At 31.1% G+C, this 14891-nt stretch carries 12 protein-coding genes; 8 read left to right on the top strand and 4 right to left on the bottom strand.

Annotated features, from left to right (window positions below; translation table 11 throughout):
- Positions 1-53: 53 nt before the first annotated feature.
- The 6 genes from BOW55_RS09725 to pruA all read left to right on the top strand — a co-directional run bounded on the left by BOW55_RS09725 (position 54) and on the right by pruA (position 7878).
- Positions 54-428: a GxxExxY protein gene (locus BOW55_RS09725; RefSeq protein WP_129023971.1), complete on the top strand. Its 375-nt coding sequence runs from the start codon at positions 54-56 to the stop codon at positions 426-428.
- An 81-nt stretch (positions 429-509) separates the two neighbouring features.
- Entirely contained in the window at positions 510-1283 is a 774-nt protein-coding gene (locus tag BOW55_RS09720) for a class I SAM-dependent methyltransferase (protein ID WP_129023959.1), read from the top strand.
- Positions 1284-1395: 112 nt separating this feature from the next.
- The gene (locus BOW55_RS09715; protein WP_129023958.1) at positions 1396-4296 is read left to right on the top strand and encodes a DEAD/DEAH box helicase; all 2901 of its coding nucleotides are present in this window, start codon (positions 1396-1398) and stop codon (positions 4294-4296) included.
- Positions 4297-4370: 74 nt separating this feature from the next.
- Positions 4371-5630 (top strand): DUF5103 domain-containing protein, encoded by a 1260-nt coding sequence (locus BOW55_RS09710; protein ID WP_129023957.1) that lies wholly within the window; start codon positions 4371-4373, stop codon positions 5628-5630.
- A 79-nt stretch (positions 5631-5709) separates the two neighbouring features.
- Entirely contained in the window at positions 5710-6096 is a 387-nt protein-coding gene (gene apaG, locus BOW55_RS09705; protein ID WP_008467225.1) for a Co2+/Mg2+ efflux protein ApaG, read from the top strand.
- Between the two features lie 156 nt (positions 6097-6252).
- A complete protein-coding gene (pruA, locus tag BOW55_RS09700; protein ID WP_129023956.1) occupies positions 6253-7878 on the top strand; it encodes an L-glutamate gamma-semialdehyde dehydrogenase in 1626 nt (541 codons plus the stop codon).
- A gap of 104 nt (positions 7879-7982) precedes the next feature.
- On the opposite strand, the gene BOW55_RS09695 is transcribed toward pruA, so the two are convergent.
- Positions 7983-9071 (bottom strand): hypothetical protein, encoded by a 1089-nt coding sequence (locus BOW55_RS09695; protein WP_129023955.1) that lies wholly within the window; start codon positions 9069-9071, stop codon positions 7983-7985.
- Between the two features lie 302 nt (positions 9072-9373).
- Between BOW55_RS09695 and BOW55_RS09690 the strand changes: the two genes are divergently transcribed.
- On the top strand, positions 9374-10426 hold the full coding sequence (locus BOW55_RS09690) for a sensor histidine kinase (protein WP_129023954.1): 1053 nt from the start codon (positions 9374-9376) through the stop codon (positions 10424-10426).
- Between the two features lie 67 nt (positions 10427-10493).
- Positions 10494-11192: a LytTR family DNA-binding domain-containing protein gene (locus BOW55_RS09685; RefSeq protein ID WP_129023953.1), complete on the top strand. Its 699-nt coding sequence runs from the start codon at positions 10494-10496 to the stop codon at positions 11190-11192.
- Between the two features lie 45 nt (positions 11193-11237).
- On the opposite strand, the gene BOW55_RS09680 is transcribed toward BOW55_RS09685, so the two are convergent.
- From BOW55_RS09680 to BOW55_RS09670, 3 genes are read right to left on the bottom strand one after another with little or no spacing between them, the layout of a single operon-like run.
- A complete protein-coding gene (locus tag BOW55_RS09680; protein ID WP_129023952.1) occupies positions 11238-12980 on the bottom strand; it encodes a CocE/NonD family hydrolase in 1743 nt (580 codons plus the stop codon).
- A 12-nt stretch (positions 12981-12992) separates the two neighbouring features.
- Complete coding sequence (locus tag BOW55_RS09675; protein ID WP_129023951.1) at positions 12993-13712, bottom strand: LytTR family DNA-binding domain-containing protein; 720 nt, start codon at positions 13710-13712, stop codon at positions 12993-12995.
- Positions 13709-14764, bottom strand: a complete 1056-nt coding sequence (locus tag BOW55_RS09670; RefSeq protein WP_206733602.1) for a sensor histidine kinase — start codon at positions 14762-14764, stop codon at positions 13709-13711. Before BOW55_RS09670 ends, BOW55_RS09675 begins: the two co-directional genes overlap by 4 nt.
- Between the last annotated feature and the right edge of the window lie 127 nt (positions 14765-14891).

Below are 14891 nucleotides of genomic sequence, written 5' to 3'. Positions count from 1 at the left end.
TAGCACGAAATATACTTTGTCGAAATTTCACAGAAAAAAAGGATTGATGAATGATGAGTGAATTATATTTAAAGGATGAGTCTTATAAAATTATTGGAATCTGTATGGAAGTCCATAAAATTTTAGGAAAAGGACACAGTGAAAAGGTTTATGGTGATGCTTTAGAATATGAGTTTCAACGAAACGAGATTCCTTATAATCGTGAATTAAAATATAATATTACATACAAAGACATCATATTACCTAGTTATTATTTTGCAGACTTTGTTATTTTCGATGAAATTATTTTAGAACTCAAAGCAATCGCAGCTTTAACAACAAGTGAAATTAAGCAGACCTTAAATTATTTAGCTGCATCAAAAAACAAATTAGGTCTGCTAGTCAATTTTGGCGAAGACAGCCTCAAATACAAAAGAATAATACTTTAACCCAAATTAAAAGTTCGTGAAATTTCACCATAACACTAATCCGTGTCAATTTGTGAAATTCGTGTTCAAATTTATTTAACTGTGAAAAAACTTTTCAAATTAGTTTTAAATACTATTCCAAGACCGATATTAATTCGTTTGAGTTACGTGGCACGTCCAATTTTAGCTTTATCGCTGAAAGGAAGCAAATTTACTGATCCTATTGACGGAAAAAGTTTCAAATCGTTTTTGCCTTACGGATATGGAAAACAGCGTAATAATGTACTTTCACCAAGTACACTTTCGTTAGAGAGACACCGTTTGCTTTGGTTGTACTTAAATGACCAAACTGATTTTTTTACAGCACCTAAAAAAGTACTTCATTTTGCTCCGGAACAAGCTTTCTATAAACTTTTCCGTAAGCAGAAAAATCTTGATTATACAACAACCGATTTGTTTTCGCCTTTGGCAGATGTAAAAGCAGATATCTGCAATTTACCTTTCAAAGACAACGAATACGATGTGATTTTATGTAATCACGTTTTAGAACATATTCCAGACGACACAAAAGCAATGCAGGAATTATTTAGAGTTTTAAAACCTGGCGGAATGGCGATTCTTCAAATTCCGCAAGATTTATCTCGTGAAGTTACGTTTGCTGATGATTCGATTACAGATCAAAAAGAACGTGCTAGAATTTTTGGACAATACGATCATGTTCGCATTTACGGACGTGATTATTTCGACAAATTAAGAAGTATTGGCTTTATTGTAATTGAAGAAGATTATACTAATAAAATTGCACCAGAACTGGTAGAAAAATATTGTTTAGCAAAAGGAGAAATCATCCCGCTTTGCTTTAAACCAGAGAACTAATTTTTCCCCCAATATAGTAACATAAGTTCATTTAAAAAGTTTTCAAAATAGCGATAATTTGAAAACTTTTTAATTTTTATACGCCTTATCAAATCAAACCAAATCTTAAATCTTGGAACCTGCAAAATCATATCAATTTTGTTTTGACATCAGTTTTGAAAAAAACCTAAACACTCACATCCCGACCGCATACATTGTTGAGAACACTGATGAAATTAAATACTTAAACAAAAAAGCAAGCGCTGAAGTACTTGAAAGTTTTGGAATCGCATTTGAAAGCTTGGATTCTAACACAAAAAAAATATTGACTGCCTGCGAATCTTTAAAATTGGAGTTCATTTTTAAAAAATTCAGTGCAAAAGTAAAATCGGCAAAAACCATTGCTGATTTGCAAAAAGATTCCAAAATTGATTTTGCTATTCGTCAATATTTAAACTTTAATTTAAGTTCATTTTATAATCTAATTGCAAAAGAACAATTTCCGCTGTCTATTGACATTGGACCTGAGAAGGATTTTTATCGTTCCAGAGTTGATGTAAATCCGCTGCATTTTGAACCGCTGATTCAGTTCGACAAACATTCTGAAGGAATCACTTATACCCTTTCTTTAAAAGAAAATGAAACTGTTTTTCTACCGATGAACAGTAAAATTGATATTCTTTTAAATGAACCGGGCTGGCTGATTATCAATAAAAAATTAGGACAGCTGAAAGATCTTAACACTAAAAAGTTACAGCCCTTTTTAACTAAAAAATCTATAGAAATACCTTCAAAATTAGTCGATAATTTTTTCAAAAATTTCATTCCTGAAATAGCTAAAAAAATTGACATAGAAGCAACTGGTTTTGAGGTTGAAAATCGTGACAAGATTATTTCCTATACGATTCAGCCCGTTTATGATTTCTTTAAAAACTGTTATTACCTCAACCTTTATTTTGACTACAATGGTTATACATTTGATTCAGGTAAAACAAAAAAAACACATTCATTTGTAGATTTCAACGCTGCAGGCGAACCTAAAATTATTCAGTTTAAACGAAGTTCTGATGAAACTTTATATACAGAAAAACTGCTTGAAATTGGTTTAATAAAAATCAAAAACGAATTATTTGGATTAAATGCCGCAGTAGAAACTCCAGATCCTTATCTCAATATTCAATTCATTATTGATCACAAAGAAGAACTTGAAAGTTTGGGTTTTACAATTGAAAATCTAAAACTAGAAAGCAAAGAAATTATTACCGAAAACCATTCCGTTTTAACATCAAAAGAAACCGCTGGAGACTGGTTTGACATTAAAATAATCATCACGATTGGGTCGTATACGATCAATTTCAGTGAAATTATTCCCAATATAAAAAGCAAAGAAAGACTCTTTTTACTGCCTGACGGAAACTATTTTTTGATTCCGTTAGAATGGTTCAGCAAATACAGTTCGCTGGCAAAACTAGCTAAAACAGAAAATGGAAATCTGCTTTTGCGAAAAAGCAATTTTGCAGCCTTAGACACCATTACAGAAATCAAAAATGAAGTTATTCAAAAAGCTGAATATACCTCTTCTGAGTTACTGAAAGCAACTTTAAGACCTTATCAAATTGACGGCGTAAAATGGCTTTTAGGTCATCACAACTCCAATTTAGGCGCTTGTCTTGCGGATGATATGGGACTTGGAAAAACTTTGCAAACGCTCGCTGTTCTTGTTGCCGTTCAGGAACAATTAGGTTTTACAACAAAAACGACAAATTTTGATTTGTTTGCTAATGAAACTACGATAGAAAGAGAACCGCTTAAAGCTTTGATTGTTTTACCTTCTTCATTGGTTTTTAACTGGTATAACGAATCTGCAAAATTTACTCCGCACTTTTCAAAAATGCAATATGTGGGTAATGATCGAAAGCAATTAGCGAGCAGACTAGCTTCAACTGATTTAATTTTTACGAGCTACAGCATTATTCATCGTGATATATCGATTTTAGAAAAGTATGATTTCCGTTATTTGATTTTAGACGAAAGTCAATACATAAAAAACAAAGATTCTAAGATTTTTAAAGCTATAAATAAAATTGACACGGCTCACAAAATTGCCTTGAGCGGTACTCCAATTGAAAACTCTTTGGACGATTTATGGTCGCAGATGCAATTTATAAATCCAGATATTTTGGGCAGTTACAATTTCTTTGCCGCCAATTTTAAAATTCCGATAGAAAAAAAACAAGATGAAAATATTTTGTTTGAACTAAAAAATCTTGTTCAGCCTTATATTCTAAGAAGAACTAAAGAACAGGTTTTAAAAGATTTACCTGAGTTATCGGAGCAGATTTATTACTGTACTATGGATCCTGAACAGGAGAAATTATACGAAAAAGAAAAATCAAAAGCGCGTAATTTTTTACTTAAAACGGATGGTTCTAGTCCTGATAAAATCAGTATTATCAATACGTTGATGAAGCTGCGACAATTAAGTAATCACCCAAAAATGGTAGATCAAGATTCAGAAATCGATTCTGGAAAATATATCGCCGTTACAAATTATTTAGAAACTTTAGTAAAAGGAAAACAAAAGGCGATCATTTTTAGTTCATTTGTTACTAATCTAAGTTTCTACACTGATTGGTGTAAGGAAAACAAAATAGAGTATTGCGAAATTACGGGCGAAACTCCTGCTCATAAAAGAGAACAGCAGGTAAAACTGTTTCAGGAAAAAGAAAATCCTTTGTTGTTTTTTATATCACTAAAAGCCGGCGGCGTTGGATTGAATATTACCAAAGCTTCTTATGTTTTATTTTTAGATCCGTGGTGGAATCCTTTTGCTGAAAAACAAGGAGTTGGCCGCGCGCATCGAATTGGACAACTTAACAAAGTCAATGTTATACGATTTATTTCGAAAAATACGGTTGAAGAAAAAATAATCAAACTGCAGGAAAACAAAAAACTGTTATCTGATTCGCTTTTAGAAGAAAGTTATATCAATGACGAAATCGAAGCTAATTTAGAGTACATTTTAAATTCTTAATACGTTAAACCAATAAAACAGTCTATTTTTCGTTACATAAAATTGTTATATTTACAATCTTACAACGTAATAAGATGCCAAAATTTTTATATACAAGCTTATTTTTTATTCTAATTTTCACTTTGGCGAAAGCCCAAAATGTTCAAAAAGAAATTGATCCGCCTTACAATATCAAAACTGTTTCGTTTGTACAAAATGGCAGTAATGTTGTTCCTATTTTTGAATTAGGATCAACATTTGAATTTCAATTTGATGATTTATTTGGAAGCGAAGCCAATTATTACTTCGAAATTACTCATTGCGATTACAATTGGATTCCGTCAGACATTCCAAAAACAGATTTTTTACGTGGTTTTGATGGTCAGCGAATAACTGATTATTCTAATTCTTTTAATACGCTTCAAATATATTCACATTATAGACTTCCGTTTCCTAATCAGTTTACTACGCAGCTGCGAATTTCTGGAAACTACATTTTAAAAATTTTAAATGAAGATAAAGAAGTTGTACTTGCAAGAAAGTTTATTTTGTTTGAGAATCATTGTACCGTTGCAGCTCAAGTAAAAAGAAGCCGTAACCTCAGCAACATTGATTTTAAACAGAATCTTGATTTTGCAATAGTTTCAAATGATATTGTTTTTCAAACGCCGACACAAAATGTAAAAGTTCTTTTATTGCAAAACGGAAATTTTAATACTGCAATAAAAAATGTTCCACCACAATATACAATTGGAAATCAACTTGTTTACAAATACGATGCTGAAACTCAGTTTTGGGGCGGGAATGAATTTTTATATTTTGAAAACAAAGACATTCGAGCTGCCAATAATAATGTTGGAAAAGTGGGAACCAGCAACGATGTTTACAATTCATATTTGTACACGAATCGCGCTCGAGGCAATCAGATCTATACTTTATACCAAGACGTTAACGGTAATTTTGTAGTTAAAAACATTAACGGATCAAATAACGATATTGAAGCTGATTATGCGTGGGTTTACTTTTCGCTTTCGGCTCCTGCCTTTAGACTTAACAAAGATATTTATATAACAGGAATGTTTAATAATTACAGTTTATCACCAGAATACAAAATGGATTATAATACGGAAAAAGGCATTTATGAAAAGGCTGTAATGATAAAACAAGGTTTTACTAATTTTCAATATACGGTAGCTGATAAAAAAGGAAACATCGATAATGAAAATGCTATTGATGGCAATTTTTATCAAACAGAAAACGAATATACAATTTTGGTTTACTATAAAGAAAGCATAGATCGTTATCAAAGAGTTATAGGAAAAGGAAATGCAAACTCAATAAATATCGTAAATTAAAACATTGTTAAGGTTTTAGGACAAAAGATTTTTTTTTGTAGATTTGCATATATAATATACACATATTTACTACGTTAGTATGGTTTCTCAAATTACAAGAGGCATAAAAATATCTGTTTTGACTAGTTTTGAAGGAACTTACTTCAAAAACTACAAAATTCACTTTGCTTTTAGTTACGTAGTTACAATCGAAAATCATAGTAAAGATTCTGTTCAGTTAACATCTCGTCATTGGGAAATTTTTGACTCTCTAAATGATTTGGAAGTTGTTGACGGTGAAGGTGTAATTGGTAAAAAACCAGTTTTAAAACCGGGAGAAAATCACACTTATAGTTCAGGCTGTTTATTATCATCGCCATATGGTGCTATGAAAGGTCATTTTAATATGATCAATTTTACTACAACAAAAACATTCAAGGTTATTGTACCTACTTTTAGAATGTGTGCTCCTTTTGCTTTAAACTAAATCATAGTTTAAAGGCTGTCTTCTTTTTATCGTTATCTAAATCATAAATTTATCAAATTATTAATTTATCCTTTGTACTTTTGTGCGACGTTAGATTATTCGTAACAATCAAATCATCTAACCTGCAAATTGTCTAATTATCTAATTTTAAATAACATGCTAAAAGGATTCTTTCATGTACCAAAAGCGGTAAACGAACCCGTAAAAGGCTACGCACCTAACTCTCCAGAAAAAGCAGCTGTTCAGGCGGCTTACACTACAATGTGGAACTCTCAAATTGATGTTCCTTTATATATTGGAAGTGAAGAAATCAAAACTGGAAACACTAGAAACATTACAGCTCCTCATGATCACAAACATATCGTTGGAAAATATCATTTAGCTGAAAAACAACATATCGAAAAAGCAATTGCAAATGCTCTTGAATCAAGAACAGCATGGGCAAACATGGCATGGGAACAACGTGCTGCTATTTTCTTAAAAGCTGCTGAACTTATCGCAGGGCCATACAGAGCACGCATTAATGCTGCTACTATGATTGGTCAATCTAAAAATATTCACCAAGCAGAAATTGATGCTTCTTGCGAATTAATTGACTTTTTACGTTACAACGTAGAATTCATGACTCAAATTTATAACGATCAGCCAAAATCAGATTCTTCTGTTTGGAACCGTTTAGAATACAGACCTCTTGAAGGATTTGTTTACGCAATTACTCCTTTTAACTTTACTGCTATTGCTGCAAACCTTCCTGCAAGTGCTGCAATGATGGGTAACGTTGTGGTTTGGAAACCAAGTGACAGCCAAGTATTCTCTACAAAAATTATTCTTGAAGTTTTCAAAGAAGCTGGAGTTCCTGATGGAGTTATCAATGTAGTTTTTGGAGATGCTTTAATGATTACTGATACTGTTTTAGCAAGCCGCGATTTTGCAGGTGTTCACTTTACAGGTTCAACTCACGTATTTAAAGATATTTGGGCAAAAATTGGTGCAAACATCCATAATTACAAAACTTACCCAAGAATCGTTGGAGAAACTGGTGGTAAAGATTTTATCATTGCTCACCCAAGCGCAAACGTAAAACAAGTAGTTACAGGAATTACTCGTGGAGCATTTGAATTTCAAGGTCAAAAATGTTCTGCAGCTTCAAGAGCTTATATCCCGCAAAGTTTATGGCCGGCTGTAAAAGAACAATTAATTGCTGATGTAAAATCTATGAAAATGGGTTCTCCAGAAGATTTTGGAAACTTTATTACTGCAGTTATCCACGAAGGTTCTTTTGATAAATTAGCAAGTTATATTGACCAAGCAAAAAAAGATGCTGACGCAGAAATCATCGTTGGTGGAAATTACGATAAATCAGTTGGATACTTTGTTGAGCCAACGGTTATCGTAACTACAAATCCAAAATATACTACAATGGAAACTGAGTTATTTGGACCAGTTATCACAATTTATGTTTACGAAGATGCTAAGTGGGAAGAAACTTTAGAATTAGTTGACACTACTTCTGAGTACGCTTTAACTGGAGCTGTTTTCAGCCAAGATCGTTATGCTATTGAAGTAGCTACTACTAAATTGCAAAATGCAGCTGGTAACTTCTATATTAACGATAAACCAACTGGAGCAGTTGTAGGAATGCAGCCTTTTGGTGGAGCAAGAGCTTCTGGAACTAACGATAAAGCAGGTTCTGCATTGAACTTATTGCGTTGGGCTTCTCCAAGAACTATCAAAGAAACTTTTGTAACTCCAGAAGATTACAGATATCCTTTCTTAGGTTAATCTGATTTAGAGTTCAAATTTTAGATTATAAAAAAGCCGAATCTTTTCATTAAGATTCGGCTTCTTTATTTGTTTAAATTTTGTTTTTCGACATAATTTCACCTTTAATTCCCTAAATCAAAACTTGAAATAGTATGAAAGGCATCCGCTTCTTTATTTTTTTCTCCTGGGAAAGTATCGTAATTAACAACCAATAATTTTCCTTTATAAATAATAGTTTCACACGGATTATCCAATTTCCCATCAGAACCATCGGCGGCGTCATTTTCCCAAATTAAAGAAATTGTGTTCGTGTTTAAATTGAGTTGATGTACACTGTTATTCTCATAATTGGCAATAAAAATGGAATTTCTTTTTTCATCATAAAAAAAGCCGTCGCAACATTTCAATTTATCCGAATCAAAAACAACTTTTTGAGATTTTACTTTTCCATCGTTATAGAATTCTAATTTAGTTATTACTCCATCACCAAAATTTCCTGCATATAAATTTCCTTTTTTATCAAAAGCAATTCCATCAATACCAATTGTATTTTTAGTGACTTCGGGTTTTAAGGTAAAAGTTGCAATCAGGTAATCTTTTTTATTTGATGAATCCAGAACAATATTTTTCTTGTTTAATTGATCTAACGAAAAACTATAAATTCCGCTTTCTCTTCTATTTTCAAATAAAGCATCTGTTATATAAATTCTATTTTTTGACCATCTTACAGCTTCTCCAAAATTAAATCCTTCCACTAAGACCTCGGCTTTCAACGGTTTTCCTTCTTTTACAATAATTCTAATCAATCTGGAAAAATTCTCTTTTCCAGCAAAAAACTGATTATCCATTATGTATAAATTACCATCAGGACCAAACTCCATTCCCATCGGATGCACCTTTTTTGTGATTGGGTGCAATGGCAATTTATCAAACCAAACTACTGGTTTATCATTTTTATCAAAAGTTAGAATTTTACTCCCAAATTTTTCAAATGAAATTGGATTTGTAATCGATAAAAACAAGTTGCCTTTTTTATCTAAAGCCATACCATCAGGTGTTTGGCAGGTTTCTCCCAAATCTGCAAATAAAGTTGGTTTTATTACTTTTGAAGTCTTACTATATGTAATTTCTTGATTGCTTGCTTGTGAAAATAAATTCAAGGCATTGAATAAAATTAGAATCCCAATGGCAGTTTTAATTGCTTTTTTCATTTGTTTTAGTTTTACTTGTTTCTTGGTTAAAAGGTTTTTATTTTAATGCATTACTTAAAATTACTGCTAGCAGAATAATAAATTTGATCATTGTTTCTATTTTTAGACGAATATAATCGTAGTGTAGATATCTAATTTCACTTACAAATGAAAAGCCTGCTTCAGCATTCAAATAATCGATTTTTGATAACTATTGAATTCGTATGCTCAAACCCTCATTTTAAACGCAAAAACGTATTATTCACACCTTTAAACAAAGCTTTTTTCTATATTTTACTATCTTGCTCTCAATTAAATATCTTATGAATTTTATTAAACAAATAGATCTTAAAAGAGTTGCTCTTCATTGCTTATACTGGGTTTTCTTCTTATTTTTTTATATTACAAATAAATCTAATGACACCAGTACTTATGATTTTACGTTTGTATATACTTGGAAAATTCTAGCGCAGGCAGCTGCCAGCTACGGATTAATTTACTGGATCATTCCCCAGACGCTTAACAAAAAGAAATACCTGCTTTTTATAGTTTCTGCTTTAAGCTGGCTCTATATTGTTTTTGCTTTTTTGATGATTCTTAAATATTATTATCTAGAACCAAAATTTCCAGGATTTTTTAATGATTGGCTTGGACATAAAATGAACATTCCTCAAAGATTAACTTCTGTAAAATTGATTGTACGAGAGTTTTCTTTTATCACCTATCCAATTATTATTTTAGGCTTTATCAGCTTCAACAGAAAGCAACAGCGTCTTTTAAAACTCGAAGAAGAGAAGAAATCAATGGAATTAAAGGTGTTAAAAAATCAACTAAACCCTCATTTCCTATTCAATACTTTAAACAACTTATACACTTTAACACTAAAAAAAGACGATAAAGCACCCGAAGTAATTGCTAAACTATCTGAAATTCTAGACTTTGTATTATATCGATGTAATGACGATTATGTTTCTATTGAAAAAGAAATTACTTTAATTGAGAATTATATTGCTTTGGAAAAACTTCGCTACAGCGAAAACAGATTAGATATTTTGTTCACCAAAGACATTCAAGAAAGTAATAAAATTTCTCCTTTAATTATATTAACTTTTATCGAAAATGCTTTTAAACATGGTGTAGTTAATGAAACAGAAAAAGCTGCAATTCGGTTAAAATTAGAAAGTAAAAATCAGCAGATTATTTTTAGTATTGAGAATACAAAACCCCAAAACGATTTTGCCGCAATTTCTGACAAGTCAAAAATAGGTTTAATAAATGTTCGTAAACAACTTGATTTGTTGTATCCCAAAAAACATAAAATAGAAATCAGAGAAACGCAAACGCACTATACTGCAAAACTCTGCCTTACTCTTTAATTTAGCTTATTGTGCAAAAGTACTAATAGAGAAACTATAGAAAAGTGATTGAACTAAATTCAAAAAAATGAAACATAAATGCATTATAGTTGACGATGAACCTTTAGCAAGAGAATTAATTGCTTCACATTTAGCAAATTTCGAAAACTTTGAACTAATTGATTCTTTCGAAAATGCACTGAAAGCCTACACTTTCTTAGAAAACAATGTTGTAGATCTTATTTTTTTAGATATAGAAATGCCTTTATTAAAAGGAAACGATTTTTTAAAGAAATTGAAAAATCCTCCAAAAGTAATTTTCACTACTGCTTATCGAGAATATGCGTTAGAAGGATATGAATTAAATGTAATTGACTATCTCTTAAAACCAATTACTTTTGATCGTTTTTTTGCTTCAATTGAAAAATTCAGGCAATTACAAACTCCTAAAAAAGAGAGTAATTCAACGACTGAAAATTACATTTTTGTTACAAGCGGCAATAAAAACATTAAAATTATTCTGGATGAAATATTATTTATTGAAAGCCTCAAAGATTACATAACAATACATCTCGAAAATGGCAGGTCATATCACATCAAACAAAATATTTCTGTTTTTGAAAAGTTATTAAATCCAGATTTTGTTCGTGTTCACCGCTCATTCATTATTCAGACAAAAAAATTAACCTCTTATTCTAAAAATGAAATTGAAATAAATTCTGTCGAAATTCCAATTGGGAATAGCTACAAAGAAAACTGGTTAATTCATTTAAATACAATCACGTAACAAAAATCCGAATCTTTTTATCGAGATTCGGATTTTGTTTTTTCTTTACTTCCAAATTGGAATTTTTACAAAACTGTCATTGTACCATTTTACTTTTAATGGTTCTTTTGCATCTTGAATTGTTTCGTAGCTAACTTCTTTTCCTGATCCATAATTTAATTGAGAAAACGGATTTTTATTAACATTAATAACTACCAGCAAACGACTTCCTTTACTTAATTGTTTGCTTACTAAATGCGTATTTGAAAAAGGAATTGACTCAATTTCATTTGGTTTCAGTAAATTTCTTTTAGTAATATCTTTAGCATAACTCGCACGTCCTAAAAAGTATGAAAGATGAAAATATTCCCCATTTGGCATTACTTCATACAAAGTAACTCCTATATCCATATCTTTCTTATTGATACTGGCTTTTATTTCGCCTAAAAACGAACCATTAATCAAGATCGGCTCTTTCAACGGTTCGCTTACAAAAGCAAAGCCATTTGTTGTGTCAATTTCTTTTCTGATAATAGGATCTGGATAATAGTCATTATTTTGGATTTGTCGGTCAGCAAAATCAACTTCTTGGTACAGATACTTTTTTTGAGCTGCTTTTTTTTCTTTTAAAGAATAGAATTTTCCTCTTTTACTATCTGACAAATACAATTTAAGAAAACCATTAGCCATCTTATCGAGAGAGGGAGCGCTTCGCCATTCATTTGCACCCATTACTTCATAATTAATCTTGTCTTTGAGTATTTCTGGTTTTGAACCATTTTTCAAAATGTAATCAAACCATTGGTAAGTTATTTTTTTAATATTGACTATTGACACTGGATCAACTTTGTAATCATACAATTCTTTTTCACCTCCAACCTGAGTCCCAAAATGATCGTAGGGTCCAATAACTGCATAGACTGGAGTTTTGGAATTGTATTTTTGAAGTTCTCTTATATAATATAAACTTGAATTTTGAGAATCATTATAATAACCATCAAATACTAATACGGGAATATTTATTTGTGCAAAATCATTTTTATAGGGTGCCATTTTTTGCCAATATTCATCAAATGAATGATGCTTAATCCATCGCTGAAAAAGTCGATTCGGACTTCCATCGAGACTGTCTAGTTTTTTGTAAGCTTCGCCTGTTTCCCACCATTTCCATTGCATTTTTCTAAAACGCTGCCTGTCATTTCCAGCAATTGTGTCCAAATATTTATTATTACCAACATAAAATGACCATTCATAATTAGGATTTATAAATACATTGTTTTCCATTGGCAAACCCATTCCGGGTCTGTTAGCAACATACGGAACTATCGTTTTAAGTGCTGGATGCATTTTTTTACAAGCCGCCCATTGTGTAAATCCGTTGTAACTGCCGCCATACATTCCTACACTTCCGTTGCACCATTTTTGTTTACTGATCCAATCAATAACATCATATGCATCATTGCCGTCATTTTCATAAGGAAGTATATCACTTTGACTAAATCGCTTTCCTCTTGTGTAGGCAATTACACCTACATAGCCATTATCAACAGCTTCTTTTAAGGATTTAATGTCTCTTCCTTTATCTCTAACATAAATCGTAAATTGAAATATTACTGGTTTTGGACTAGAAACTTCTTTTTTCCGAACAACTATTGCCGAAATATAAGCGCCATCTCGTGTTTTAATCATTACACTGTCTTGAATATTGTAAGCACTTTTTAAATCTTCAGATTTTATTCTCTTGGTTTGTTGCGAAAATGTATTTGATACTATTAAAATAAGAAATACAAAATTTAAAATTGTTTTCATTGAATAGCTTTATTAAATCCCATTACTTTTTTTAAATTTTGCAGATTGACGTTTAGACACCTTTAATAATTCTCCTGTTTTAAGTTTTACTTCAAGTCCGCCATCGATTGTACTATTAACTTGTTGTATGTATTTAATATTTACAATTTCGGTTCTGTTTATTCTAAAAAAAACAGTTCCATCCAACATCTCTTCCCATTGTCTGAGTGATCGCCTTTGCATCGCTTTTTTATCTTGAAAATAAAGTCTCGTATAATTCTCTAGAGATTCAATTAAATAAATTTCATCTAATGGAATGAAAAACCTTTTTTCGCCATCTTTAATAAAAATCCTTCGATCTTGTTCTATTGCATTGCTCAAAACAGATTTCATGCTTATGGTATTTCTTATTTTTTCAATTGCTTTCAAAAAACGTTCATCTCTTATGGGCTTCAGCAAATAGTCTAATGCATTTACCTCAAATGCTTGTACTGCAAATTGATTATGGGCTGTAATAAATAATACCTCTGGAACATTCTCTAAGGATTCTAATAAATCGAATCCAGATTTTTCAGGCATTTTAATATCTAAAAAAATCAAATCAGGCATTTTATTTTCAATCAGATCTTTGGCATCATACGCATTTTCAGCCTCACCAATTAGAATAAAATCTTCATACAATAATAAAGCTCGTTTAAGTTCTTCTCTCGACAAACGTTCGTCATCAACTATTACAACTTTTATCTTTTTCATTTCGATGGTATTAAAATGGTTGCCAAAACTGTTTCATCCTGCATCTCTTTAATTTCAAAAAAAGCTTGCCCATTATATTGCAGCAGCAATCGCTCTTTTAGATTCTTTAATCCAATACCCGAATCCTTTATTTCTTTGCTGAGTTTACCTGAATTTTGAACCGTAATTTTGATTAAATCATATTCAGCTTTTACTTTTACTTCTATAAATCCGCCGTTTTTTCTTTTTTCAATTCCATGTTTAACAGCGTTTTCAACCAATGACTGAATACTAAAAGGCAGAATCAAATGCGTTAATTCTTTTTCATTTGCTTCAATTTTGATTTGCAAGCGTTCTTCAAAACGCATTTTTTCTAATTCGAGATAATCTCTAACAAGATTAATTTCATCACTTAAAAGAATTAATTTCTCAACATTACTGCTTAAAGAATTCCTTAACAATTCAGACAAAAGGTCAATTGCTCTTCTGGCTAAATGTGGATTCTCTAATACTAAAAATTTTATATTATTTAATGAATTAAAAAAGAAATGCGGATTAAGTTGCGCACTCAAATTATTAAGTTGTGCTTCTTTTACAATAATAGACAGTCTAGCGTTTTCTTTTACTGTTTGCAATTCAAGTCTTGAATAGTGATAAAGGTGATACGCTAATACCCAAATCGACATTAACCTGGTTCCTGTAATAAAAATTTGTAATTGCATCGACTTAAAAAATACCGTAAATGGTAAAAGATCGCCCTTTAGTATAAAGAGACGAACGAGATATAATTTACCAGCAATCAAAACGGTGTATACCAAAGAAAGTATCAAAACCCCTATTATCATTTTTGGAATTAATTTTTTTAGATTTAATTTATTCCATCTCTTTTTTAAAACAAAATTTCGGTAAAGATGTGTTAGTCCAATGCCAATCGAGACATCTAGTATTAAATCGGCAACACCAATTTTCCAGATAAAATTACCGCTGAAAAAAGCCTGAAATCCCCAGTATAAAGATGCTGTAAGCCATCCTGTTAGTTGAATTTTCCAATAAGTCGATATTGTTTTATTCATTTTCAAAGTAAAAGATATTTATTACATCGTAAAGGTATTTCTCTAATATAGAGCGAACAAATAAAAGTACATGAAAGAAAAATAATAGGTGATAAATGAAATTTTCTTGCTTAGAATTTTATCTGCA

It is taken from the genome of Flavobacterium sp. YO12 (assembly GCF_004119495.1).
GTDB lineage: Bacteria > Bacteroidota > Bacteroidia > Flavobacteriales > Flavobacteriaceae > Flavobacterium.
This window is presented reverse-complemented; position numbering and strand designations above follow the sequence as displayed.

What these genes read in the sequence shown, in the direction of transcription:
- BOW55_RS09725 (WP_129023971.1), top strand. Translation starts at nt 54, where the DNA reads ATGAGTGAATTATATTTAAAGGATGAGTCTTATAAAATTATTGGAATC.
- BOW55_RS09710 (WP_129023957.1), top strand. Translation starts at nt 4,371, where the DNA reads ATGCCAAAATTTTTATATACAAGCTTATTTTTTATTCTAATTTTCACT.
- apaG (WP_008467225.1), top strand. Translation starts at nt 5,710, where the DNA reads ATGGTTTCTCAAATTACAAGAGGCATAAAAATATCTGTTTTGACTAGT.
- pruA (WP_129023956.1), top strand. Translation starts at nt 6,253, where the DNA reads ATGCTAAAAGGATTCTTTCATGTACCAAAAGCGGTAAACGAACCCGTA.
- BOW55_RS09695 (WP_129023955.1), bottom strand. Translation starts at nt 9,071, where the DNA reads ATGAAAAAAGCAATTAAAACTGCCATTGGGATTCTAATTTTATTCAAT.
- BOW55_RS09690 (WP_129023954.1), top strand. Translation starts at nt 9,374, where the DNA reads ATGAATTTTATTAAACAAATAGATCTTAAAAGAGTTGCTCTTCATTGC.
- BOW55_RS09685 (WP_129023953.1), top strand. Translation starts at nt 10,494, where the DNA reads ATGAAACATAAATGCATTATAGTTGACGATGAACCTTTAGCAAGAGAA.
- BOW55_RS09680 (WP_129023952.1), bottom strand. Translation starts at nt 12,980, where the DNA reads ATGAAAACAATTTTAAATTTTGTATTTCTTATTTTAATAGTATCAAAT.
- BOW55_RS09675 (WP_129023951.1), bottom strand. Translation starts at nt 13,712, where the DNA reads ATGAAAAAGATAAAAGTTGTAATAGTTGATGACGAACGTTTGTCGAGA.
- BOW55_RS09670 (WP_206733602.1), bottom strand. Translation starts at nt 14,764, where the DNA reads ATGAATAAAACAATATCGACTTATTGGAAAATTCAACTAACAGGATGG.